Source organism: uncultured Imperialibacter sp. (assembly GCF_963974565.1).
In the GTDB taxonomy this organism is placed as follows: domain Bacteria; phylum Bacteroidota; class Bacteroidia; order Cytophagales; family Cyclobacteriaceae; genus Imperialibacter; species Imperialibacter roseus.
The window spans coordinates 91,524-115,729 of sequence record NZ_CAXBCJ010000009.1; the positions used below are offsets into that span (position 1 = coordinate 91,524).

Sequence of the window (24,206 nt, forward strand, 5' to 3'; positions counted from 1 at the left end):
CTACTTAACTTCCTTCACTAATTGGTTATTCTCTAACTTCAGAAAAGTCACCACTTGATTATCGTTGTGGAATCCATATTCGAAACCAGATGTAAATACCCCTTCCACTATCTTACCCTCTGGCAGGCCTGCCTGAAAATAGTTGCCATTGGCATGCATCAAGCCTCCAAAAACCATAGTCATTTCGTAACCTAACGAAGCATATACCGATGGCGGTGCTTTGTATTTTCTCATATAGTTTCCGCTAAACGACTGGTAGGTTGCCCGGCTCTTGTCTATGAATACAGGTGATATAAATACCGCATTGATCCTTTCCACCTGGTCATAATTTACCTGGGGAATATCCAACCAGTCTTCCCTGCCAATCACAGGGATTTTATCAGGACGAATTTCTACTGCGCTGATCGTATTGGTGGCGAAAAGAGGATTAGACGAAGCAATCATAATGTGGCCGATACTGTCTCGTTTGATACCCCACACCTCCTCATGATAAACCAGAGAATCCTTGCCATAGGTCTTCTGCTTTGACTTCACAATGTATTTCTCAGGATACAACAGCATGGTATCCAATTTTTCCTGGGTCTTTATCTCAACTTCCTTCTTGAAACTCAGTGTGTCGATAAGATAGTGGGCTTCACTCGACCTCAAAGGCTTTACTTTCAACACATTGAACTCATTATCTCTCAACTGCTGGGCATAAAGCACTGCTGCAAGTGAGTCTCTGTTGTCGTTGGGCTTGTATTCATAAAAAACAAGTGCGTTCTTATTAGCCTGAAATTTCTCTATCGCATATTCTGCTGCCTTTAAAGACTGGGTCAGGTAGGTTGGTCGAAGTAGAAACGAAAACGGATTGCCTGCCATCACGTCCGGATTGGCCGACACCGGGTTGATCATATTGATCTTATTGGCAAAGGAAAAATCTGACACCAGCTTACTGGGTTCGGGGTAAAGCGGCCCAATAATCAAATCCATTCTTTTCAGCTCCTCTTTTTGGAGTAGTTTGGATGTAACGGTACCGTTCCTTCTGGTATCGTAGGCGTGAACAATCACTTTTTTCTTCTCGCTATTGAGCTTTTCTGTTGCCAGGAGAATGCCTGTATAGAGTTCGGTAACAAAGTCGGCCCGTGGGTTAGCTTTGCTTTCATCCAATGAGGAGAACATAAAAGGCAGCATTACTGCCACATGATACTCGCTCTTTTTAACAGACTTGCTTAGATCAACCAGACCAAATGATTCCACGGGCAGATCAAACTTCTCTACTATCTCCCTCACCAGGGCCTGGTCAAGCGTATTGCCCGGATCACTCATAATATTTCTTGCTAACCAGGTAGCTACCAAAGTATCCTGACTGTAGGTATTGTACAATACCTTTAGTTGATTGAGGCTATCAATTTTGGAGATGTATTTTGTTTTGAGAAGCTTAATTTCGCCGGACATGGCCGGGCTTTTCACCCTTTTCAAATAATCAAGGGCAGCGGCAGGCTGATTCTGCTCAAAGTATCCTGTGGCCAGCCAATAGTAAGCCTCGTCCAACTTTTCCCAGGCCGGGAATCGTTGCGTCAGCTCCAGAAACAAGTTGCGGCTGTTCTCTGATTGCCCAAGCTTGTAAGCCGACAATGCATTGTAAAATGAAGCGTAGGCAGCATATGGATTGTCAGGCGCAGGCAGCATCACCTTCCTGAATGATTGCATGGCCAACTCATAGCGTCCCTCCCGAAAGAGTTCCTTACCAAAAGTAAAATTGGTCTTGAGATCTTGTGCATTCGTATAAAGCGCACAGAAAGACAAAAGAAAGACTATTAGAAACTGTCTAAAAATAGCTGGATATCGCATGTTGATTATTCCCATTCAATGGTTGCAGGTGGCTTAGAGCTGATGTCGTACACCACTCTGTTGACCCCCTTTACTTTATTGATAATTTCACTCGATATTTCTCCCAGGAATTCATAAGGCAGGTGGCAAAAATCGGCAGTCATGCCGTCGACACTAGTTACTGCCCTTAAAGCTACTACATTTTCATACGTTCTTTCGTCGCCCATCACACCTACTGCCTGAATCGGCGTAAGCATAGCGCCTGCCTGCCACACCTGATCATACAGGCCATGGTCTTTAAGGCCCTGAACGAAAATATGATCCACTTCCTGTAGCACCCTGACTTTCTCAGCGGTGATCTCACTCAAAATCCTGATTCCTAAACCAGGGCCGGGAAAAGGATGCCGACCTAAAATATTAGGATCAATCTCCAGCGTGCGTCCTACATTCCTCACCTCATCTTTGAACAAGGTATTGAGCGGCTCCACCACCTTCATTTTCATTTTGTCGGGCAAACCACCCACGTTGTGGTGCGACTTGATGGTGGCAGAAGGCCCTTTTACCGAAACGGACTCGATCACATCTGGATATATGGTGCCCTGACCAAGCCACTTCACGTCCTGAATTTTGTGCGCCTCTTCGTCAAATACCTCAATAAACGCCCGGCCAATCGCTTTCCGCTTTTGCTCAGGCTCTGTCAATCCTTTAAGCGCTGCATAAAAACGTTGTGAAGCGTCTACACCCTTCACATTCAGGCCCATGTGCTTGTAAGACTCAAGTACGCTAGCGAATTCGTTCTTACGAAGGAGCCCGTTATCAACAAAGATACAATGCAGGTTCTTACCAATAGCTTTGTGGATCAGCATGGCAGCCACTGAAGAGTCCACACCGCCGGAAAGTCCCATGACCACCTTATCATTGCCCAGTTTGGCTTTCAATTCAGCCACTGTGGTTTCCACGAAGATGTCTGGTGTCCAGTCCTGACTGCAACCGCAGATGTGCACAACAAAATTGCGAAGCAACGTTTTGCCCTCGGTGGTATGCGTTACTTCGGGGTGAAACTGAATACCGTAAACTGGCTCATTCTTCAACTTGAATGCCGCCACATTTACCGACGGGGTGCTGGCTATAACCTCATACTTGTCAGGTATGCTTGCTATGGTGTCGGCATGCGACATCCACACTTGCGAGTTAAGCGTAATTTCTTTCAGCAGGTCGTGGTGCGAATCTACCTTGCTAAGCCTGGCCCTGCCATATTCTCTGATTTCTGAGGGAAGAACATTGCCTCCACTCTTTTTTGCCATGAGCTGCGCACCATAGCAAACGCCTAACAATGGCACCTTGGAAGAATAAAAGTCAATATCTATGTCAGGCGATCCCTCATCTCTTACCGAGCAGGGGCTACCAGAAAGAATGACGCCTTTTATGTCGTCGCTCCACTCAGGAAGGTGGTTGTAGGGGTGTATTTCGCAGTAAACATTGAGCTCCCGAACCCGGCGAGCGATGAGTTGCGTGTATTGAGATCCGAAGTCGAGGATCAGAATCATTTCAGCCATCCGCAAAAATAATACGGGGGGTTAGTTTAAACTAGTTTTTGGATGGGAAAGTCGGGAGGAAAATGGAAGTGGCAGATTGAGAGGTGCGAAAGTTTGAGAGTGATGAGTAAAGCGTATCAAAGTGAGAAGTGGCAGCGTTCAGGAATCGGGAAAGCAGTTTGAAGACCGAGGATCGAAGTAAGCGGCTGCTGCAATATCAAAAGAGAGTGGCGAGCTGAAAAGTGGTAGTGCTATCCGTTCGAGCCAATATTCACTTAGGTGCATTGGCCATTTTCAATAAGGGAGTCTAATTGCCTAGAAAGGGCCATTTTCAAATTAAAATTCTATATTTAAGCATGAAAAATATTCTATTTTTTATTGGAGGTGGCCTGTTCATGGTGCTTGCCTCTTATGCTTCGCCAAAAGTATATTCCTGTAAGGATGAAGTAAAGAAGCTCATGGTGGTAAACGACTCATTGAAGGCAGAAATTCAAAAAGCTTTGGCTATTGTGGAGGCGAGGAGACGTGAGGCTGAGCAACAAACACTAATAGCCGAAAAGCAGAGAGCAATTACCGATCAATCTCAGGAAGAAGCGCTCATCCAGGCGGAAAGAGCGGTTCAGGCAAATGCTGAGGCTGTTAGGCAAGCAGCTTTGGCCAACGATTACAAAAAGCAGCTTGAGGCCTGTCAAAAGAAAAACTAGAACTAAACCATTATGAAACTCTGGGTGAAAATTTTAATCGGTGTACAAACCGTCATTATTGTATTTTTCTACATCTTTTCCAGTATTAAAGCAAAAGAAGCAGAACGCACTACAGCCCTGCTGATCGGGCAGGAAACTTTGCTCGTTCAGGCGCAGCAAGAGGCTGAGCTACAAGCAGAATTGGCCCTGAAGAACGCTGCAGTAGCTCAAAGACAAGCTGACCTTGCCAGGCAGGCGCTTGAAGCTTGTGAAAACAGCAAGTGGAAACATCACAACTAAACGATTAACGCAATGAAATTTTGGGCAAAAATCACCGTCGGCATTCAAACGCTCATCATTCTCTTTTTTGCTACTTACTCTTACATCAAAGCGAATGAAGCATCCACGTTCCTGAACCTATTGAGGGAGCAAGAAGCCCTGCTGGTACGGGCTGAGTTGGAGGCTGAGAAGCAAACTGAAATAGCCATGAGTGCTCAATCAGCAGCTCAACAGAGTGCAGCTGAGGCACAGTTGCAAGTCGAGCAAAGCAGACGAGCGATTGAAGCCTGCGAAAACAGTAAATAGTACAACGAACCAAACCACTAAAACCATGAAACTCTGGGCAAAAATTCTAATAGGCGTTCAAAGCCTTTGTATCGTTTTTATGCTTCTCTACGCCTTCATCCTGGCATCAGAGGCAACCAAACAAGCTACTATCGCTGAGCAACAAGCACAAATCGCTGTAGCGGCACAACAAGAAGCTGAAATGCAAAGAAGAATGGCCAAAGAAAACGCAGAAGAAGCCCTACGACAAAATGCACTTGCAGCAGAAACGGCAGAGCAACTAAGAAAGATGCTGGAAGCATGCGAAAGCAAAAAGAAGTAACTTGCCGTCAAAGTACTTTCTCATGAAAAACTTCCCACTGATCATTATTGTCATCTTATCGGCGGCCCTGATTCTCCTGGGCATCTATGCCAAAATGCAGGCTTCCAAAGCTGAGCTTAACTCGCTAATGGCCAACAAATACCAGGAAATGATGCTGCAGGAAAAGGAAGTGAATGAACAATTGACGGTGGAGCTGTTGGAGTGCAGGGAAGGGAATAGTGAGGAGTTAAATGGTGAGGAGTAAGTAGTAAGTGTTTGCTTGAAAAAAGGTAAGATACTTACCGATTGGCTGAGATAGGAGGTTTCCTGGGAAAAAGACCGGTTCCCACGACCATTGCCGCCGCACTGGCACCAAACCCAATAAACATAGCCGGAAATTCGAAGTGAAATACATGTTCGCTCAGAAACCAGCTGATTAGCCCAACCACCATCGACAATATCGCCCCGCCCTGGGACGACTTTTTCCAAAAAAGTGCTGTTACCATTGGCACAAACAGTGTAACTAAGCCCAAAATAGACGACTCCGACACCAGTTCGTAAATATTGGTTCGGAAAGCAGCCAACCAGGCAGCCAAAGCTGCCATACCAACCACAGAAACCCTTAAAATAACTAAAAAGCGCTTGTCGGACATGTTTTGATCCACCAACGGACGAATGATATTCTCCGACAAAATACTGGCAGGTGCCAGCACGGCTCCACTACATGTGCTGAAGATCGCCGACAGCAACGCCCCGAAAAACATCACCTGTACCCATAAGTTGGTGTGTGCCATTACCATGGAGGGCAGCACCTGTTGGGTGTCTCCATCGATCAATTCCGGATAAAGCACCTTACCTGCCAGGCCAATGAACAGCGGGAGAATAGCAATCAGGCCGTACATGCCAGCTCCCAGCAATGTAGACCGAACGGCCGTTTTCTCACTTTCGGCAGAGTTGGCCCGTTGAAAAATATCCTGAGAAGCGAGCGAACCGAGGCCCAGCGTGAGCCAGGCCGCCAGGTAATGAATCCAGGTCATCGGGTCTCCGTCGGTAGGTACAAACGAAAAGAACCCCTCCGGCGCACCGTCCAATACTGGTGCCATTCCGCCAGCTTTATTGACAATAGTAACCGCCACAATCACCAAACCGACGACAATGATGATACTTTGCAAGAAATCAGTAATAGTAATGGCCCACATCCCTCCCATCAGTGTATAAATCGTCACCACACTAGCACTGATCAGGATGCCGTAAATGGTGGGCAGGCCGGAGATGATCTGGATGAGTATGCCTAGTGCCACCAGCTGAGCAGCTATATAACCAAAAAAGGTCAGCAGCATGCAAAAGCTGGCGATCAACTCCACGCTTTTTCCATAGTGGTTGCGGTACAGGTCACCGAGCGTCAGCAGGTTTAACCTGTACAACGGCTTGGCAAAGATGAGCGCAAATAAAACGAGGCAAAGCACACCTCCGAACGGGTCTTCGATCACACCCAGCACGCCATGCTTCACAAATTCGGAGGATGCTCCAAAAATAGTCTCAGAGCCAAACCAGAGAGCAAACAGCGCTGAGGCAGAGAGAAACATGGGCAGCTTGCGGCCTGCCAGCATGAAGTCCGTGGATGTTTTGATGTACCTGGAAGCGGCTATACCAATAGCCACAGTCAATACCAGATAAATCACTACAAAAACTCCAAGCATTAGCCTCCGCTGAAATGTAAAAGACGAGCAGCAAAAATAGGAGTAGAAAAATGGAATACAATACCGTTAAAACACAAGACCCCACGGGCAAACGCTCGCAGGGTCTTCAAAAAGGACTAATCAAAACTATGCTTAATAGTTATTCTCTTTTACACAGTATCTATATCTATGCTCCTGAAATATCCCTCAGCCAGTTCATTAAAAGGCATGATAACTTTCAAGTGCTTTCCTTCATACAGGGCAGTGATGCTATCCAGCTCCACGTCGAATGGGATCGGCATCAAATGTACAATATTTGGTGCTCCCTCCTGTTCATTCGTGTGGTTGGGTGCCTTATAGTTCAGGTAATGGAACACACTCAAGTGCCTGTTGTGAATTTCAATTTTGAGGTTTTCCACCGAGAGTCCCGGAGCAACCACATCCAATTCGTAGCAATCTTCCAGCTTCCGCATTTTTGTGGAAGGAAGACTCATACCGCCATTGATTGTATTCAGCAAATCGGCCGTCACAACCATGTTTTTTACCAAAGAGTCAGATAACTTCATTTTCATATATCCTAAATTCCCACATCACCAATCAATCAATGTACCAACGCATTTTTCAGGTATTTATGTCATGTTTTCTGAATAAAAATTCATAGAATCGGTCAAATTGTCTTTTTGTCTGACAGAGTAATCCCGTAGTTTCGGCAAAAAACAGCTGATGTTTCAAACCGAGCCAAACCATTTCCTCCAGAGTTTTGACAGCCCGGCCATTTACTGGCTTATGGACGCTACCACCAGGCTCGGGTACAACTCCGCCTTCATTGCCGTGGCCATTGTGCTCATTTTTGGCATCCATATGAAGAAGGCCTTCCTTGCTACACACATGCTTATCTGGACAGGGTTTGCCGGAGCTCTTCTGAAAGACTTTTTTGCCCTGCCCCGCCCGGAAAATGTTGATTCATCGCTCAAGCACCTTGTCAATGAGTTCAATGCCGTTTCTCCCTTCGTCAGAAAAGGCGGGCAATCCTTTTTTAGCTTGCCTGCACCGGAAGCCATTGAATACTACAGAGAGAACAAGCTCGATTCTCATGGGTTTCCATCAGGTCATGTGAGTGGCTCGGTGGCTTACTGGGGAGGTATTGCGTTGCTGTTTAACCGAACCTGGGTGAGGGTGGCGGCCATCATTATCATTGCGCTGATGCCATTTTCACGCATGTACCTCGGCAGGCACTTCCTGGCCGATGTGCTGGGTGGGCTCGTTCTCGGTGGCATCACCGTTTGGCTGGCGTGGTTTTTTCTGATCAAAAAGAATAAACTTTCGGCCTATCTCTCCCTCAGCAGGCTGCGACTGCAAATGAATATGCCTACTCTCATTTTCATTTCTTCTTGTGTTATACTTCCCATCGTTTTCATTTTCCTGGGCAACAGCATAGCTGCTCAATTCCTGGGGCTCAATATTGCTTTCCTCCTCATTGGCTTGCAGGGATTCCCCTCGGATGAAGGTAAGTGGCCGATCCGGGTTTTAAGAGTGGTGTTGGCCATTGTGGTATTGGTGGGGAGCAGTATTCTCCTTGATCAACTGATCAGGGCTGTCGGGTTGAAAGGCAATAACACTGTGCTGTTGATGAAAAGGGCTTTGGAGATGTTTTTGTTGATTTGGGGCAGCACGGCTATTGCTAAGAAACTGGGATGGTATAAAAGCCAGACAGGGTAATTGACTATTTTTCATTATTTTTGACTTGTAAGAAGTGCAGGAGTCTTTTTTCTTTTAATAAATGAACCATGAGAACCATCACGATAGACATTATTAACGAAAAGGCTATTAGCTTATTAAAAGATTTAGAACTGCTTAAGCTCATCAGAGTTCGAAAAGAAAAACTAGTTGATAAAACGACTAATTGGGCTAAGTACAAAGGAGCCATGACCAAGCAGCCATTGCATGATATTGACAAGCAGCTTGATGATCTGCGTGACGAATGGGAATAGAATACCTTTGGGATACCAATGTGGTCATCTACTATCTACAGCAACAGTTTTCTCCATCTGCAGAAAAATTCATAGACGCTATTTTAGCCAATTCTCAACCATCAATTTCAAGTATTACTGAGATTGAACTCTTGTGCTGGAATGCGCCAACAGAAAAAGACCTGGAAGTAGTAAAAAACTTCATTGAGGATGCATGGGTATTTGAGCTTGAAAGCGCTGTTAAAATGAAAACTGCTGAAATCCGCAAAGCTCATAAGGTAAAACTACCCGATGCGATCATTGCCGCCACTGCCGTCGAATTTGACTTGACTCTTTTGACGAGAAATATCAATGACTTCAAATATATACAAGCTTTGAAATTGGCAAACCCTTACGAAATTCAGTAGTAATTTCTCAGATTTAACTGGTTTTCAACTTTATCCCCGCAATCAATTATCCTGCTCCTTGAACACCTTCTTTAACAGTTCGGTAGTTCGGGCGCCGGGGTTGCTGCGGATATTGGCTTCTTCCTGGGCCACCAGTTTGAACAGACCGTCAATAGCCAATGTAGTTGCGTAGTCGTTCAGGTCAGGGTTGACCTTGTCCACAAATGGAATCTTGTTGTAAGTATTTACCAGGTCGCCGTAGTATTTAGTTGCATTCACCTTGTCCAACGCCTTTTGAATGACAGGCTTAAATTTGTCCTCAAGTTGGCTGGTCGTTGTCTTCTGCAAGTATTGAGTGGCGGCGTCCTTGTCTCCTTTCAGGATATTCCACGCATCATTGATTGTCATTTGCTTAATAGCACTGACAAAGATCGGTACAGCTTCTTTTGCAGCCTCTTCAGCTCCTCTATTCAGCGTTTCTATGAACTGATCCACCTGCTTGTCCATGCCAAGCTGACGGAGCTTTGTCTCCACTTTTTGCACGTCAGGAGGAAAAGGAATCTTGATCTGAGGGTTTTTGTAGTAGCCATCGACAGCAGAGGCTTTTTTGGCTCCGTTGGTAATCCCTTTTTCCAGCGCCTCCTTCAATCCCGATACCACCTCCTCGGTGGTTGGCTTGGCGTCTTTCAGGTAGCCGTCAACTGTTTTCTGTATTTGCTGAACTGAGCAGGCTGAAATTGCCAGTATGCCAAAGGCCAATATTGTTGCAGATAAAAATCTCATTACGTTGCTGTTTTAAACTTTTTCAAATAAAACCACTTTATATGTTTATAGCTAAAAAACGATGTTACAAATTTGGCAGGAATTTAAAGTAGCCGAACCCAGTTTGATAACACAGCGATCTATTAACTTTCGCCAGAATAACAAACAACATCTCATCCATGCATATCACCGCAGAAATACTCACTATTGGAGATGAAATCCTTTACGGACAAATCAATGATACCAACTCCACCTGGATAGGTCAGCAACTATCAGAACGGGGCATAAAGGTAATCCGCAAAACCACGGTAGGTGACGTAGAAAACGAAATGATGGCCGCCTTTGCTGAGGCAGAAAAAAGGGCAGATATCATCATCATCACAGGCGGCCTGGGTCCGACCAAGGACGACTTGACTAAACCTTTATTGGCCAGGTACTTTGGTATGGAACTGGCCTTGCATGAAGAAGCCCTCGCAGAGATCACCGCCCTTTTTGAGAAGCGTGGCTTTCAAATGACTGACACCAACCGCCAGCAGGCGTGGTTGCCCAAAGGGAGCACCAAACTCACCAACCGCATGGGCACCGCTCCGGGCATGTGGTTCGAAAAAGGCGACAAAACCTTTGTGTCGCTCCCAGGTGTGCCTTACGAAATGAAAGTGTTGATCAGCGAACAGGTCATCCCCAGGCTAAGAGAAAAATATACCCTGCCGGTTATCTACCACAAAATGATCCGTACTATCGGTATTGGTGAGTCATGGTTGTCGGACAAAATTGAATGGTGGGAAACATCGCTGCCTCCGCACATCAGGCTGGCCTATCTTCCCAGCCCCGGAGAGGTGAAGCTACGGCTGACGGGTGCCGGCCCCAACCTGGAGACGCTGGCGAAAGAAGTGCAAGCTGAAATAGACCGGGTGCTGCCCGATATTCAAAAGTTTGTATACGGCTACGATCAGGAAACCATTGAATCAGCCATCGGCAAGCTGCTGCTGGAGCGCAAGCTGACAGTGTCTACCGCCGAAAGCTGCACGGGCGGCTACCTCGCTCACGAAATCACGAGCGTACCAGGCAGTTCCGCCTATTATGTAGGCAGCATTATCTCCTACGACAATCGTATCAAAACCGATGAGCTGGGCGTAAAGCAGGAAACCCTCGACACGGTGGGCGCTGTGAGCGAAGAAACTGTGCGACAAATGGCGGAGGGCGTGAGAAAAAGGCTGAAAACGGATATTGGGCTGGCTACATCGGGTGTTGCGGGCCCAGACGGTGGTACGCCTGAAAAACCTGTCGGTACCGTGTGGATTGCCTGCGCTTTTGAGGGGCAAACTTTTACACGAAAGCTACAACTGACCACCGACAGGCAAATCAATATCCACGCCAGTGCGTTGCACACACTGAATCTTTTAAGGACATCGCTGATGGAAATGGAGGAGGTTGCTAAATAAGTGTTCTCTCTCTGCCCGGTTTGGTAAAGCTTGCGACACAGCAAGGAAAAATTATACATCATTCCCATTAAAATGTTAACTTAGAGGCCGTAAGCGCTATTTTGCAAACAAACGATTCTTAGGTTTTAGTCTACAAAGAGACGATGAATTAGAAGAATATTTTGAAAAGCAATAAACAACAATACAAATAACCTATTACCCAAAAGGATACGAAATACTTAGTGACATGGCAGTAGTTGAAATGGTGATGCCCAAAATGGGTGAAAGTATAATGGAAGGCACGATCCTTTCATGGTTGAAAAAGCCAGGAGAGACCATTGAACAGGATGAGTCGGTGCTGGAAGTGGCTACTGATAAAGTGGATACGGAGGTGCCCGCCACCCATGCTGGGGTGTTGAAAGAGATTTTGGCCAAAGAAGGTGAAGTAGTGCAGGTGGGCAAAGCCATTGCGATTATAGAAATTGAAGGAAGCAGCGAAAACGGACACGCTACTGACATCTCAGGAAATGGCAAGGACGCTGTGGCTCTTGCTACCGAAATGGTCGAAACAGCCGTAGCAGCAGTGAGCCACGCCCCTGTGGTGAAGCCAAGCTCCGACAGGTTCTACTCTCCCCTCGTGATGAGTATTGCCAAAGAGGAAAAAATCAGCATATCAGAACTGGAGGGCATTCCGGGCACAGGCAAAGAAGGCCGTGTAACCAAAAATGATATCCTCGCTTACATTCAAACCAGAGGAAAAGGCGCTGCGCCTAAAGTAGCCGAACCTGTAAAAATTACCTATAGCGGCGATGATGAGATCATCGAAATGGATCGCATGCGCAAAATGATTGCTGAGCGTATGCTGGCCAGCAGGCAAATCAGCGCCCACGTTACTTCGTTTGTGGAAGCTGACGTAACCAACGTGGTGAACTGGAGAAACAAATGGAAGCGTTCCTTTCAGGAAAAGGAAAGAGCGGCCCTTACCTATACCCCCATTTTCATTGAAGCGATTGTGAAGGCCATCAAGGACTTCCCCATGATCAATATCTCGGTGGATGGCACAAAGATTGTCAGGCACCAGGCTGTGCACATTGGTATGGCCGTGGCATTGCCTTCAGGCAACCTGATTGTGCCCGTGATCAAAAATGCAGACAAGCTGAGCCTGCTGGGCATTACCCATGCAGTGAACGACCTGGCCGAACGTGCCCGCACCAACAACCTGAAGGCCGACGAGCTTTCAGGAGGCACGTACACCATCTCCAATGTGGGTGGTTTTGGCAATATCATGGGCACGCCTATTATCATGCAGCCTCAGGTGGCTATTATGGCCGTGGGTGCAGTGAAGAAAAAGCCAGCGGTAATAGAAACCCCGCAGGGCGACTTTATCGGCATCCGCCACATGATGTTCCTCAGCCACAGCTACGACCACCGGGTGGTGGACGGCGCACTAGGAGGCATGTTTGTGAGGAAGGTAGCGGACTATTTGGAGCAGTTTGATGTGAGCAGGAGTATTTAGGCTGAGGTCTACGAAAAGGGCGAGGAACCGGCTGCTATTCCTGAGCCATCTCTTCAATCAGATTGATCAATTCTAGTACCGGCGCAAAATACGGCATTACTTTTTCTTCGTTGAAGTCAAACATATCATCGTAATCACCTTTTTGCCTCCAGGTAAAGAGTTGCGAGTACATCTTACCGTACTCCTTTGATACCTTTTTTGGAAGAATGAAATATTCTGAAAAATTGGATTTGGCTCCGTTGTGAGTCGTTGGCTTCAGGTCAGACTTTAGCAGCAAAGCCATGACTGCATAATAAGCCGCATAGTAGAGCCTGTTGATTGTGGAATTCCATTTATTTCTCTCAGCCAGTATTTGAGCATCTTCATAAGTGTCTCTGGCACGCAAAAGCCTATATTTTATTAAGTCTTCCTTTGTGCCTTTCATTTTATCTGAACTCCCTCCTTCTCAATGTTTTCAAAAAGTGGTGTAAAGGAGTGATTTTCATTCCAATCCTTTTTGGAGTATATCAAAGGAGTGATGACTTCACCTGTTTCAAGCTCAATGTCGTAGAATGCGTCCATGAAACTGGTTTCAAAATCAAAGGGAACACTTGGACGGTTAAGCAAGATCAATAAATCCCAATCAGACAAGTCCCTGGCATCGCCTCTGGCTCTGGAGCCATAAAGGTAGACCTCAGCATCCGGGGCATTTGTATTAATAACCCGGATAACCTTTTCTAAGAATTGATCTTTCTCGCTCATCAAGTAAAAATACTACATAATTTTTATTAATCGTCGAGGGTCGATTGCAAAGTATCATAGAAGGCTGCACAGGATTTAAGGCTCAGCAAGACCCGTCATATAGCTCAAGTACGGCAATACCTGAGCCTTATAATTGAATTGAATGAGCTACAACGACTACCTCAACCCTACCTCCCTCTTCACTTTCCCTCCTTTTTCAGAATCGATGGTGATGGTCGTTTTGGCGGCACTACCGGTTACTTTGAATACATACTCCACCGTTTTGGTACGGTCAGCGTTTTCACCATCTCGGCGCCCGGCGAGGTTTCCAAGATCGGTCCTCATTTTACCGCTGACCAACTCGGCGCCACTTAGCTCAACAATCGCCCTCACCGGCTTGGCTATCTCCAGCTCTATGGCTCTTTCCGTGATATTGGTGGGCAAATAGCCGTCGTTTTCTACAGTGAGGCTCACTTTCACCAGCTTACCTTTTTCCAGCACTTCTACTTTCGGTTGCGAAACGGCAATCTTCGGGCTGGTTTCTGCCAGCCACAGCATCCACTCCACATACTTTTCTATTTCGCCCTTCAGAAATTTAGTTGGTGGATTCTGGCGGGTAAACTTATAATCCCATCCACCAATTTCCACCTTGCCCAGCTGCGGGTGATCGTAAGCCTGCCAGTTCACAAAGCCCTTGCCGCCCAGTTCGGCGTCATTCCATTTCATCCTCTCCAAATCAGACACACGGCCATCTTTGTTGGCATCAGCCTGGAAGGCTCCCCAGAACTCCGGCACAAAGCCTACGACGCCGTAGTCCCAATAGCCCCAGCTGATCAGGGTGCCGTGGCGATGAAGGCGTGGGTTGCTATAGCTGGGCACCACCTTCTGGCTGGTAGTGGTGGCATACTTGTCCGACAGCTCAAGGATGAGGCGCTGATCTTCCATATTAAAGTTGTCCCAATTGGTAGTGGAAGGCAATCGGTAGAGAAACCCAGCGGCCGTGTGCCCATGGAAAATGCCGGTAATGTTGCGGTGCGTGCTCAAAAACTCAATGGTCGCCCTGGTTTCAGGCTCCGAAAGCGGATAAGGCCCGGCTCCTTTTTGCTCCGACTCCAGCCCCCAGTTGCGGGGGAAGTTGCGGTTCATATCAATGCCACCTATGCCGTCTTCGTTGTACAGTCCGTCTTTGTCATCATCAATTCCCTCGTCGTACATGTCGTAAAAATCGCCACTTAGGTCGTTGGGTTCTCTTTCCACCATGATGCGGGGATCTTCGGTACTGATTTTCCACTTGCCAGTGGGGTTCTTCACCCGCATGTCGGTGATGAGGTTGTCGCTGTTCAGGTCGTTGCCCGGGTCTTCGTCGAGCAGGCCGTCGCCGTCCTGGTCGTAGGGTCTGGGTGTGCTGCGCAGCGCCTGGGGAGTAGTCAGGGCAATGTCAGCGCCGTCCGGATTGAACTTGGGGCGGATGTAGATAGTACGAGTATCGATGAGGTTGGTAATGCGTGGATCCTTGCCGTAGCTGCTGAGCAGCAGCCAGGTATAGTGCAGCGCTACTTCGGCACCCGTTAACTCTCCAGCATGGATATTGCCGTCGTAGTAATAGGCTGGCTTGTCCTCTGCGGCGCCAGTGCTTTTGTTGGTGATTTCCAGCACCATCAGCTGAGTGCCTTTCAGTGTCTCCCCTATCGAGTACAGCTTGGTTAGGTTAGGATAGGCTTTGGCCCACTCCTGGAGCAAGTAGTAAGCATCAGCAGTGGTGTGATACTTCGCCCAATTGGGGTTTTTAGGGTCTTCCTTCTGCGCCTGGGTGAATTGGGCAGCGGTGACAAGAACGGTAATGAAGAGCAACTTTTTAAGCATGACTTTCGGTTTGATTGATGCAATAAGATACCGACGCCCTATGAGCCTTTGAAAGGGAATGTGATGGAAGGGAGGTTTCATTGCTGAACGATCAACCCTACATTTAGAATGTTTCACTAGATTGAAGTATGATACGATCGGACACTTTCAATGTAGCATTCCTCCTGCTGATCAGCACAGCCATCTCGTCCTGCAAAGAAAAATCAGCAGGACAAGCTGAAGCCTCATTGCCTGACCAATTCATCATGGTGCTGGGTGTGGCGCAAGACGCCGGTTACCCGCAGGCTGGCTGCGAAAAAGCCTGTTGCCAACACTACTGGTCGGGTGAGCACAAAGAAGAGAGGGTGGTGAGCCTTGGCATCGTAGACAAGAAAGCCGGAAAGGTGTGGATGATCGAAGCCACGCCTGACTTCAAAAGCCAATGGCATGACCTGAATGAGAAGGCTGGTCTAAACAATACCTCTCCCGATGGCATTTTTCTCACCCATGCGCACGTAGGTCATTACACCGGATTGATGGAGCTGGGCAGAGAAATCATGGGGGCTGCCAGTGTCCCCGTTTACGGCATGCCGGTTATGCGGTCTTTCTTAACCCAAAATGGCCCCTGGAGCCAGCTGGTTGCCCTGGAAAATATCAGTCTGCAAAAGCTGGCGGCAGACTCTACGATTCAATTGTCACCTGACATTTCCATCACCCCATTTCTTGTTCCACACAGAGACGAGTTTTCAGAAACCGTGGGTTACCGCATTGAAAGCGGGCGTAAGGGTGTCATCTTCATCCCCGATATTGATAAATGGAGCAAGTGGGACAGAAACATCAGAGAGTTGGTAGCATCTGCCGACGTGGCCTTTCTGGATGCCACCTTTTTTCGAAACGGAGAAATCGACCGAGACATGAGCGAGGTGCCCCACCCTTTTGTGAAAGAGTCGATGGCGCTATTGAAAGACTTGCCCGAAAGTGACAGACGGAAGGTACATTTCATTCATTTCAATCATACCAATCCGTTGATTTGGAGCAACGAGGAACAAGAAAATGTAAAAAATAATGGGTTTAATATTTCCAGAGAAGGTGACATATTCGAATTAGTCAATTAAATTGTATGAACAAAACCTATTTTCGACAACCATGAACAAAATCCCCTCTTTTGTTTATCTCATTTTCCCAGGGTTCCATTTGGCACTCATTATTTCAAGCTTTTTTGGGGTTCGGTTTGATTCTTACTGGGGTGTTGATGCGCTATTTTCGGGCTTAATCATGGCCTTGATTGCTTCCATCCTTTACATAACTCATGTAACAAAAAACCAGGAACTCAACCGGGAGGGCAAGTTCCAGTGGATACTGCTCATTGTAGTTGGAGGCTTGCTTGGCGAAATATATTACTGGTTCAAGCACATTCGGAAGGGCGAGTTTGCTAAGTCAAGAAATTCCAGGCGGTACTTCAACTCAAACATATAGGCAACAGGTCAAACCGAAACTCTGATATCTCTGAGAAACGAATTCACTCAGTGTCTCCTGAAAGGGACGCTGAGGAGTTTGAACTAGATCACGTTTCTATAATGGAGCAAATATTTATTATCCTTACCTAACTCATAAAATCCTGCACTTGAATGCGGATATGTTCTCCAGTCTTCTACAAGGCTCCATTTTCCGCTCACTGGATTATGATGGATATAATCCAGCTTTTGCTCAACTATCTTTCGATTAAAGCATTTCTTAGCATCAAACGACAATCTAAAAACTTCGTGTTGCTTGTTCTTGTTCTTTTCACTTTCTCTTACATGCGACGATAATTGCGTCAAAAGGTCTGACTGACCAGACTTCTTTAGCCTCTTAACAATCTCGTACGCCAAAAAGCGCTTGCCATTCCCTACGAGGTTATTCAAAGAAATTCCGCATTTGTCGCCCAAATAAACAAGTCCATGAAAATGGTTTGGCATTATGACATACCCCACCAGAGAAGCATCATTTTTAAGCAAGTAACCAAACCACTTATTGAAATATTCATAAAGCGAAGTCTTGTCGAAAAGGGGTAGCCATTCAAAGCAGGTAAATGTAATAAAGTAGATTGTGCCGATCTCTGTATGCTTAGTGTGTGTTGACATAGGGTAGAAAATATTTTCTTAATACTCAGAGTCCCCTCCTATCGTCGGGAGACTCTGAGGGAATACGATGCTCCCAAAATTGTGCGCCTAAAGTAAAGAGGTTACTATCTGCGCTCCCGCAGATAGTAACCTCTTTACTCTTCTAGCCACACCTCCTACATCTCCTTGGCCGCCATGTATTCATAGTCGGCAATCACTGTGTACAAAAACTTCACATCTGGCATCGGGGTTTCTATGGACAGCAGGTCTTTGATTTTTTGTGACACCAGCATCACTGCCTGATCGTTGAGTCCCTCCTTCCGCAGGTTCAAAGCATTTCTGATGACTTCAATCTGGCTATCATTCAGCACCCTGGCGGTTGGAAACGTCACCTGATGGTTTTCATCGACTTTTGCGACCAGGTCAGCATTAGAAACCTGCTTTTGTAGTCTGATCACCACTGTGCCCGCAGCCAGATCGCCCAGCCGTTGTCCGTTTTGAGTTGCAATAATGGTAATCACGGCAACGCCTCCACTCATAAAGTAGATGTCGACAAGCCGAAGCACCCACCTGAGGATATAATTCACAATTCCAGCGGGACTGCCGTCAGCCTTCACCACTTTGATATTCATGGCTTTTTTGCCAATACTCTGCCCCTGAAAAAGAGACTCGAAAAGCAGGGAATAAAACATGACCAATACCCATGGAATGAAGTAGAACTCCGGTCGGTCAAAACCTGTGGAAATGATCCAAAAGCACAGCACGATGAATACAAAAATCACAAACATGTCAATCAGGAATGCAAGGATCCTTTCGCCAAGGCTGGCTAGCTCAAGGTCGATTTCTATATTCTGACTGGTGACAAATTTGGGCATTTCCCTTCTAGTGATTATGTTGACGCATATTTGGGCGGAAGATAATGAAGCAGTCAATATTTGTAAAAAATAATCAGGCTAAATGGAATGAATTTGAGTCGAAACTGACAAATACTGGCACACTTTCTTCCGACGAACTTTCGCTCATCTATATCCACCTTACCGAAGACCTGGCCTTTGCCAAGGCCAACTATCCAAACACCAAACTTTTCACCTATCTGAATGCCCTGGCGTTGAAGGTCCATACAACGGTGTACAAAAACAAGAAAGAAGAGAAAGGGCGGTTCCGTAAATTCTGGGCCTATGAGGTGCCATTGGAAATCCGAAGGTCGTACAAATACATCCTAATTGCCTTCCTCATTACTGCTGCTGGAGTCGCCATTGGAGCCCTGTCTTCTGCCAACGACGAAACCTTCGTGCGCCTGATCATGGGCGATGCCTATGTGGACATGACGCTAAATAATATCAAAGAAGGCGACCCCATGGGCGTGTATGGTTCTATGGAGGGCAACCATATGTTCATGGCTATTACCTCCAACAATATCCGGGTATCATTTGTGGCTTTTGCGCTGGGCCTTTTCTTTAGTGTTGGGGCCGGGTGGGTGCTGTTCCAAAATGGTGTAATGCTCGGTGCCTTTCATTACCTATTCTTCAAAGAAGGCTTCTTCGACGATACCATCCTCACCATCTGGCTTCACGGCACTATTGAAATCTGGTCTATCATCGTAGCTGGGGCAGCGGGTATTGTCCTCGGCAATGGCTTCTTGTTTCCCGGCACCTACCCCCGGCTGTACTCGTTCCAGCGAGGGGCAAAGCAAGCCATTAAAGTAGTGCTTGGCCTGTTTCCTTTCTTCGTAGTTGCCGGGTTTATCGAGTCGTTTGTAACACGGCATACCGAATGGCCACTTTACCTGAAGCTTTTGATCATCAGCTTGTCGCTGCTGCTCATTCTATTCTACTTTTTCTATTTGCCTCTAAAAACCAACCCTCATGACCACGCCAAAAATTGAGTTGTACAAAATGCGTGACTTCGGCCAGAAGCTGAACGCCACCATCGAATTCATAAGAGCAAACTTCAAAAAGCTTTTTACAACGTTGCTTTTCGTTGCTGGCCCCACTGCCCTCATCATGGGCATAGTGATGAAACAGTTTATGGGTTTTTTCATGGGCATGTCTGCCAACCCGGGGAATCCGGCTATACTGGATGACCTACCCACACTTTTCACGAACTACTTCGTCATGTTCCTGGTGTCCATTTTTGCCAGCATTATGTTGTCACTTACAACCTATGCCTTCATGGAGCTCTACAGCCAAAAAGAAGCGTTGGAGTTTAGCGCCATGGACGTGCTTCGCAATGCCTTGAGCAGGTTTGGCTCCACCTTTCTGCTGACCATCCTTGTGGGCATTACTCTTTTCATTTCAGTCTTCTTCTTCTTTCTTCCAGCGCTCTATTTCGGGGTTGTCCTGTCGCTGGCTATTCCTATTCTCTATTTCGAGAAAGTAAGCCCGGTGGAAGCCTACAGAAGAGCATTTACCCTTATCAAAGACAAGTGGTGGAGCACCTTCGGGCTGCTTTTCATTTCTGTGATGATTTCATATGTGGTATCGATGATTTTCTCCGTGCCATTTTATGCTGTATACATGTTTGAGTTGGTAGGTGTGGTAGACAAAATCAACACCGACCCAGCTGCCTTCACCAATATCTTCTCAAGTTGGTACATGGCCATTAGCATGGTGATCCTTGGTGTGGGGGGCTACCTCTCCTACTCCATTCCACTGATCGCACTTGGCTTTCAGTATTTCAATTTGGCAGAAAGGAACAGCGCCCCTGGCTTGATCAATAAAATTCAGGACTTTGAAAATATTCAGTAAGGCTGCGTTTGCAGTCACATCCAGCTGCATTGTATGCAGTAGTGCCTTGTACGCAGAAGCCAGGTGGCTAGCGGGAGGGAGAGCCTTTGACCGGGCAGCCATGGAAGCTTACAAAGCCGACCCAGCTTTTGACTACGTCAGCCTTCGGCCGGAGGGCATTTCGCTGTGGGATCAATTGTGGCTTTGGATATTTAGCCTGATCGCCAGGCTGTTTGGTGGGCCCAACGGACAGAATATAGGCCAAATCCTCTGGTTACTTTTTCTTGCGGCTGTGGTCGTGGGAGCAGCCTATTTGATTATTAAAATGCAGTATGGCTCCGTTTTTTCTAAATCGAATGAGGCTGGCAGTTCGGCTTTTACCGTGTATGGCGGCAGCCAGCAGGTTGACTACAACAAGCGCATCAATGAAGCATTGGAAGCGGGCGACCTTAAAATGGCCATTCGCTATTTGTATATGAAAGGCCTCACGAATCTGAGCGATCAAAACCTGCTGAAGATTCGCTCCTGGAAAACTGGCGCCGACTATGCCAGTGAGTTGAGCGGAGACCAAAAATCAAAGTTTATCCAGCTCAAGCAGGTGTTTGAGTATACCTGGTATGGAGAGTTTGAGCCGGACGAAACCGACGTTCAACTGTGCAAGGCAACAGTGGCTGACCTGGAAAAGAAAAAGGCATGAACAAAAAGGACAAAATCTTTCTTTGGGTTTTTATCGGCCTTTTCGTCGGTTACGTGATCGTGCAATACACGGCACCCAAACCGCTCGATTGGACTATCACCTTTCATGAAGATGACAAGAATCCATTCGGGGGTTTTGTGCTCATTGAAAGGCTGCCGGACATTTTTCCTGAGCTTGAGACCAGCTACTATAACTTCACGCAGCTTTTCACAGACAAAGAAAATGTTCTCGTTTTGGCACATGAAATGGAACTAAGCCCAACTGACGAGGAAAGCATCAGTGAGATGCTCCACGCAGGTAGTTCCGTTTTTTTGGCAGCCCATCAATTTCCCCAGGCATGGCTCGATTCATTGGGCCTGAAGGTGGCGTTCAACTACAGCTTCGTTAACGAGGAGATATTCGGAGAAGATCAAATTCAATTAATCAGCCGCATAAACTCTTCTTCATCGAGGTACCCCCGGCAAATGATACAGGCAGTTTTTGAGGAAGTAGAAGCCGACAAATGGGAAATCATTGTCACCGATGAAACCGACCAGCCACTGGTAATCAAAAAAGCAGTTGGTGATGGCGAATTGATTTTATGCAGTTCGCCGCTGATCTTCACCAATTTTGGGCTGCTCTATCAGGACAACTACCGGTTTGCGGCTGGTATATTGAACCTCCTCCCTGAGCAGCGCACCCAGCTCAGCTACTTCTACCAGCTTGGCCGACCCGAAGTGCAAACCCCATTGCGCTATATCCTTTCGCAGGAAGCGCTGAAATGGGCGCTTTACCTGGCTTTGGCAGCGTTACTGGTCTTTCTGATTATCGAAACACGAAGGAGGCAACGAGCCATTCCAGTGATGACACCGCCTGAGAATGCCACTTTGACTTATGTGAAAACACTGGGCAATCTGTACTTTCAGGAAGGCAATCACAAAAACCTGGCAGAAAAGATGATCCGGCACTTCATTCACCGGGTAAAGGAAAAATATTACTTAACCTTTGAGCCAACTGAGTATTTTAATCACATGCTTTCGGTGCGAAGTGAGGTGCCTATTGAGGAGATCAACGCTACGCTGGCAGCGGTGATCGCTGTCAGGCAAAAGGAACAGATAAAAGGCAACGAGCTGGTGTTGCTGGCTGAAAAGCTCAACAGGATAGTGAGTTGAAAAATGTTAAAAATGGAATCAGAAGTTGACATACAAATAGCATGAGTGAATTTGAAAACAGAATTGATCTGAAACTTCTCAATGAGAAAGTAGCTAAAATAAAAACCGAAGCCAGGAAAGCGCTGGTGGGCCAGGACAAAATGCTCGACCTGATACTGGTGGCGCTGTTAGCAGAAGGCCATGTGCTGATTGAGGGCGTGCCTGGTGTGGCCAAAACGCTTACAGCAAGACTAACAGCCCGAATGATTGATGCCGAGTTCAAGCGCATTCAGTTTACTCCCGACCTGATGCCAGCCGATGTGCTCGGCACCTCTATTTTCAACCCCAAAAAGGCTGAATTTGACTACAAGAAGGGGCCCATTTTCTCCAACCTCGTCCTCATTGACGAGATCAACAGGGCACCAGCCAAAACCCAGGCCTCGCTTTTTGAGGTAATGGAGGAAAAGCAGGTCACCAACGACGGCACCACCTACCCACTGGATCCCCTTTTTATGGTGCTGGCTACTCAAAACCCTATTGAACAGGAAGGAACCTACCGGCTACCCGAGGCTCAGCTGGATCGGTTCATTTTCAAAATTAAGGTCGACTACCCAAAGCTGGAAGAAGAGTTTCAGGTGCTGCACCTGGTCAATGGCAATTTTGGCTTCAAGCAGCTGAGCTTTATTGAGCCCGTGATTAACCGCAAGGAGGTAATAGAAATAAGGGAAAACCTGAGGCAGATATTAACCAAAGACTCGCTGGTGGAGTACATTGCGCACCTGGTAGGCAAAACAAGAAGCCATCCTTCCCTGTATCTTGGTGCGTCGCCAAGAGCGTCAATCGACCTGCTACGGTCATCGAAGGCCTACGCCGCTATGCAGGGCCGTGATTTCGTGACGCCCGAGGACATTCAGTACCTGTTCAAGCCAGTGGTTGACCATCGGATCATCCTCAATCCTGAAGCTGAAATGCAAGGGCTTACCTCCACAGAAGTTTGTCAGCAAATCATTGAGCAGGTCACGGTGCCCAAGTAAAATGAAGCTATTCGTTACCAACCGGTTCTACTACAGTGCCACCGTCCTTACTATCGGGTTTGCGGCCAGCTATTTCTTTCCGGCGCTTCTCATCCCGGTTAAGCTGGTTTTCTTTGCCTTTATGGCACTGCTGGCTGCCGATTTTCTCTTGCTGTTTATTACCGGCGGCGAGGTGAGCTGCGAAAGGGAATTACCAGAGCGGTTCTCGAATGGTGATGACAATGCTGTGGTCTTGAGAATAACTAACAGGTACTCATTCGGCCTGGACGTTGAGATGCTGGACGAGCTGCCTCCTCAATTTCAGATGAGGAACCTGGCCATTGCTCTGACTGTCGCCAGAGGTGAAACACGGCTGGCGTCTTACTCCGTTCGGCCTACAACAAGAGACGAATACAACTTCGGATACACCAACCTGCTGGTTACCACCAAAATTGCTATGATCAACAGGCGCTTCAAAGCGGCGCACGAACAAACGGTAAAAGTGTATCCTGCCTTTCTGCACCTTCGCAAATACGAACTGATCGCCTTTTCTCAGCAACAGTCAATAGAAGGCCAGCGAAAGCTTCGGAAGATAGGCCACAGCATGGAGTTTGACCACATCAAGGAATACACGCCTGGCGACGACCCACGCCACCTCAACTGGCAGGCAAGTGCCAGAAGAGGCCATTTGATGATCAACCACTATATCGATGAAAAGTCGCAGCCGATTTATAATGTGATTGATAAGAGCCGGCCAATGAAAATGCCTTTTGAAGGAATGACACTGCTCGACTACGCCATCAACGCCTCGTTGGCCATCAGCGATATTGCGCTTAAAAAAGGAGACCGGGCGGGTCTTGTTACTTTTCAGCACAAACCCGACACCATCGTACCTGCGCAAAAAGGCCCCAAACAGATGTACGTACTGATGGAAAGCCTCTACCACGAAAAGACAGCCTTCACTGAGCATAACTTCGGAATGCTCTATGCCCAGATAACAGCGAAAATAACGTCGAGAAGCTTGCTACTGTTGTACACCAACTTTGAGTCGTTGTATTCACTGGAGCGCCAGTTAAAGTACCTGAAGCTGCTCAATCGCAAACACCTCGTGCTGGTCATCATTTTCAGAAACACAGAACTCGACGGACTGATTACCAAAGGAGCGGGTGACCTGCGGGAGGTTTACCATCAGGCCATCGCCCAAAACATGCTCAACGAAAAGTTTGCCATCCTTCAATTGCTTCGCCAGCATGGCATCCTGAGCCTCTATACCACCCCACAAAGCCTGACAGCAGATGTCGTGAATAAGTATTTGGAGTTGAAAAGCAGAAGGGCGATTTAGCGAAA

General features: G+C 47.0%; 28 protein-coding genes. 18 read left to right on the forward strand and 10 right to left on the reverse strand.

Annotated features, from left to right (window positions below; genetic code table 11):
• Together AAC052_RS14295 and guaA are read right to left on the reverse strand one after the other, a co-directional pair.
• A complete protein-coding gene (locus AAC052_RS14295; RefSeq protein WP_339814046.1) occupies positions 1 to 1,848 on the reverse strand; it encodes a hypothetical protein in 1,848 nt (615 codons plus the stop codon).
• Complete coding sequence (gene guaA, locus AAC052_RS14300) at positions 1,839 to 3,368, reverse strand: glutamine-hydrolyzing GMP synthase (RefSeq protein WP_317487174.1); 1,530 nt, start codon at positions 3,366 to 3,368, stop codon at positions 1,839 to 1,841. Before guaA ends, AAC052_RS14295 begins: the two co-directional genes overlap by 10 nt.
• Positions 3,369 to 3,703: 335 nt before the next feature.
• Between guaA and AAC052_RS14305 the strand changes: the two genes are divergently transcribed.
• Genes AAC052_RS14305 through AAC052_RS14325 form a run of 5 tightly spaced genes read left to right on the forward strand, consistent with a single transcriptional unit; the run spans position 3,704 to position 5,160 of the window.
• Positions 3,704 to 4,051: a hypothetical protein gene (locus AAC052_RS14305; RefSeq protein WP_339814048.1), complete on the forward strand. Its 348-nt coding sequence runs from the start codon at positions 3,704 to 3,706 to the stop codon at positions 4,049 to 4,051.
• 12 nt (positions 4,052 to 4,063) lie between these two features.
• A complete protein-coding gene (locus AAC052_RS14310) occupies positions 4,064 to 4,330 on the forward strand; it encodes a hypothetical protein (protein WP_339814050.1) in 267 nt (88 codons plus the stop codon).
• A 12-nt stretch (positions 4,331 to 4,342) separates the two neighbouring features.
• The gene (locus AAC052_RS14315; RefSeq protein WP_339814051.1) at positions 4,343 to 4,615 is read left to right on the forward strand and encodes a hypothetical protein; all 273 of its coding nucleotides are present in this window, start codon (positions 4,343 to 4,345) and stop codon (positions 4,613 to 4,615) included.
• A gap of 25 nt (positions 4,616 to 4,640) precedes the next feature.
• Positions 4,641 to 4,916, forward strand: coding sequence for a hypothetical protein (locus AAC052_RS14320; protein WP_339814053.1), 276 nt, complete (start codon positions 4,641 to 4,643; stop codon positions 4,914 to 4,916).
• 22 nt (positions 4,917 to 4,938) lie between these two features.
• Complete coding sequence (locus AAC052_RS14325) at positions 4,939 to 5,160, forward strand: hypothetical protein (protein WP_339814055.1); 222 nt, start codon at positions 4,939 to 4,941, stop codon at positions 5,158 to 5,160.
• A gap of 34 nt (positions 5,161 to 5,194) precedes the next feature.
• Here AAC052_RS14325 and AAC052_RS14330 read toward each other — a convergent pair whose 3' ends face one another.
• On the reverse strand, positions 5,195 to 6,595 hold the full coding sequence (locus AAC052_RS14330) for a sodium:solute symporter family protein (RefSeq protein WP_317487179.1): 1,401 nt from the start codon (positions 6,593 to 6,595) through the stop codon (positions 5,195 to 5,197).
• Between the two features lie 149 nt (positions 6,596 to 6,744).
• Complete coding sequence (locus tag AAC052_RS14335; protein ID WP_317487180.1) at positions 6,745 to 7,146, reverse strand: Hsp20/alpha crystallin family protein; 402 nt, start codon at positions 7,144 to 7,146, stop codon at positions 6,745 to 6,747.
• A 151-nt stretch (positions 7,147 to 7,297) separates the two neighbouring features.
• On the opposite strand from AAC052_RS14335, the gene AAC052_RS14340 reads away from it, so the two are divergent.
• The 3 genes from AAC052_RS14340 to AAC052_RS14350 all read left to right on the forward strand — a co-directional run bounded on the left by AAC052_RS14340 (position 7,298) and on the right by AAC052_RS14350 (position 8,951).
• Positions 7,298 to 8,293, forward strand: coding sequence for a phosphatase PAP2 family protein (locus AAC052_RS14340; protein ID WP_317487181.1), 996 nt, complete (start codon positions 7,298 to 7,300; stop codon positions 8,291 to 8,293).
• A 68-nt stretch (positions 8,294 to 8,361) separates the two neighbouring features.
• Positions 8,362 to 8,565 (forward strand): hypothetical protein, encoded by a 204-nt coding sequence (locus AAC052_RS14345; protein WP_317487182.1) that lies wholly within the window; start codon positions 8,362 to 8,364, stop codon positions 8,563 to 8,565.
• A complete protein-coding gene (locus AAC052_RS14350) occupies positions 8,556 to 8,951 on the forward strand; it encodes a type II toxin-antitoxin system VapC family toxin (RefSeq protein ID WP_339814057.1) in 396 nt (131 codons plus the stop codon). The genes AAC052_RS14345 and AAC052_RS14350 overlap by 10 nt, the downstream gene beginning before the upstream one ends.
• 42 nt (positions 8,952 to 8,993) lie before the next feature.
• On the opposite strand, the gene AAC052_RS14355 is transcribed toward AAC052_RS14350, so the two are convergent.
• Positions 8,994 to 9,713, reverse strand: a complete 720-nt coding sequence (locus tag AAC052_RS14355; RefSeq protein ID WP_339814059.1) for a DUF4197 domain-containing protein — start codon at positions 9,711 to 9,713, stop codon at positions 8,994 to 8,996.
• Between the two features lie 158 nt (positions 9,714 to 9,871).
• On the opposite strand from AAC052_RS14355, the gene AAC052_RS14360 reads away from it, so the two are divergent.
• Entirely contained in the window at positions 9,872 to 11,134 is a 1,263-nt protein-coding gene (locus AAC052_RS14360; protein ID WP_317487185.1) for a competence/damage-inducible protein A, read from the forward strand.
• A gap of 226 nt (positions 11,135 to 11,360) precedes the next feature.
• Positions 11,361 to 12,629: a dihydrolipoamide acetyltransferase family protein gene (locus tag AAC052_RS14365; protein ID WP_339814061.1), complete on the forward strand. Its 1,269-nt coding sequence runs from the start codon at positions 11,361 to 11,363 to the stop codon at positions 12,627 to 12,629.
• Positions 12,630 to 12,663: 34 nt separating this feature from the next.
• Here the strand turns inward: AAC052_RS14365 and AAC052_RS14370 are convergent, their stop codons facing one another.
• From AAC052_RS14370 to AAC052_RS14380, 3 genes are all read right to left on the reverse strand, one after another.
• Entirely contained in the window at positions 12,664 to 13,014 is a 351-nt protein-coding gene (locus tag AAC052_RS14370; protein WP_339814063.1) for a HEPN domain-containing protein, read from the reverse strand.
• Between the two features lie 35 nt (positions 13,015 to 13,049).
• A complete protein-coding gene (locus tag AAC052_RS14375) occupies positions 13,050 to 13,370 on the reverse strand; it encodes a nucleotidyltransferase domain-containing protein (protein ID WP_339814065.1) in 321 nt (106 codons plus the stop codon).
• 156 nt (positions 13,371 to 13,526) lie between these two features.
• On the reverse strand, positions 13,527 to 15,212 hold the full coding sequence (locus AAC052_RS14380) for a M14 family metallopeptidase (RefSeq protein WP_339814067.1): 1,686 nt from the start codon (positions 15,210 to 15,212) through the stop codon (positions 13,527 to 13,529).
• A gap of 128 nt (positions 15,213 to 15,340) precedes the next feature.
• Here AAC052_RS14380 and AAC052_RS14385 point away from each other — a divergent pair, with 128 nt between their 5' ends.
• Positions 15,341 to 16,306 carry an MBL fold metallo-hydrolase gene (locus AAC052_RS14385; protein ID WP_339814068.1) on the forward strand — a complete coding sequence of 322 codons (966 nt, stop codon included), beginning with the start codon at positions 15,341 to 15,343 and terminating at the stop codon, positions 16,304 to 16,306.
• 31 nt (positions 16,307 to 16,337) lie between these two features.
• Positions 16,338 to 16,667 (forward strand): hypothetical protein, encoded by a 330-nt coding sequence (locus AAC052_RS14390; protein WP_339814070.1) that lies wholly within the window; start codon positions 16,338 to 16,340, stop codon positions 16,665 to 16,667.
• A gap of 83 nt (positions 16,668 to 16,750) precedes the next feature.
• On the opposite strand, the gene AAC052_RS14395 is transcribed toward AAC052_RS14390, so the two are convergent.
• Both AAC052_RS14395 and AAC052_RS14400 read right to left on the reverse strand, forming a co-directional pair.
• Positions 16,751 to 17,314 (reverse strand): hypothetical protein, encoded by a 564-nt coding sequence (locus tag AAC052_RS14395; protein ID WP_317487192.1) that lies wholly within the window; start codon positions 17,312 to 17,314, stop codon positions 16,751 to 16,753.
• A gap of 155 nt (positions 17,315 to 17,469) precedes the next feature.
• The gene (locus AAC052_RS14400; RefSeq protein WP_152000965.1) at positions 17,470 to 18,168 is read right to left on the reverse strand and encodes an RDD family protein; all 699 of its coding nucleotides are present in this window, start codon (positions 18,166 to 18,168) and stop codon (positions 17,470 to 17,472) included.
• Between the two features lie 44 nt (positions 18,169 to 18,212).
• Here AAC052_RS14400 and AAC052_RS14405 point away from each other — a divergent pair, with 44 nt between their 5' ends.
• Genes AAC052_RS14405 through AAC052_RS14430 form a run of 6 tightly spaced genes read left to right on the forward strand, consistent with a single transcriptional unit; the run spans position 18,213 to position 24,201 of the window.
• Positions 18,213 to 19,178 (forward strand): stage II sporulation protein M, encoded by a 966-nt coding sequence (locus AAC052_RS14405; protein WP_339814071.1) that lies wholly within the window; start codon positions 18,213 to 18,215, stop codon positions 19,176 to 19,178.
• The gene (locus AAC052_RS14410; protein WP_339814072.1) at positions 19,159 to 20,040 is read left to right on the forward strand and encodes a hypothetical protein; all 882 of its coding nucleotides are present in this window, start codon (positions 19,159 to 19,161) and stop codon (positions 20,038 to 20,040) included. Before AAC052_RS14405 ends, AAC052_RS14410 begins: the two co-directional genes overlap by 20 nt.
• Positions 20,024 to 20,716 carry a hypothetical protein gene (locus AAC052_RS14415; RefSeq protein ID WP_339814074.1) on the forward strand — a complete coding sequence of 231 codons (693 nt, stop codon included), beginning with the start codon at positions 20,024 to 20,026 and terminating at the stop codon, positions 20,714 to 20,716. Before AAC052_RS14410 ends, AAC052_RS14415 begins: the two co-directional genes overlap by 17 nt.
• Positions 20,713 to 21,867, forward strand: a complete 1,155-nt coding sequence (locus AAC052_RS14420; protein ID WP_339814076.1) for a DUF4350 domain-containing protein — start codon at positions 20,713 to 20,715, stop codon at positions 21,865 to 21,867. The genes AAC052_RS14415 and AAC052_RS14420 overlap by 4 nt, the downstream gene beginning before the upstream one ends.
• A gap of 41 nt (positions 21,868 to 21,908) precedes the next feature.
• Complete coding sequence (locus tag AAC052_RS14425) at positions 21,909 to 22,880, forward strand: MoxR family ATPase (RefSeq protein ID WP_339814078.1); 972 nt, start codon at positions 21,909 to 21,911, stop codon at positions 22,878 to 22,880.
• Position 22,881: 1 nt separating this feature from the next.
• The gene (locus AAC052_RS14430; RefSeq protein ID WP_339814079.1) at positions 22,882 to 24,201 is read left to right on the forward strand and encodes a DUF58 domain-containing protein; all 1,320 of its coding nucleotides are present in this window, start codon (positions 22,882 to 22,884) and stop codon (positions 24,199 to 24,201) included.
• Positions 24,202 to 24,206 lie beyond the last annotated feature (5 nt).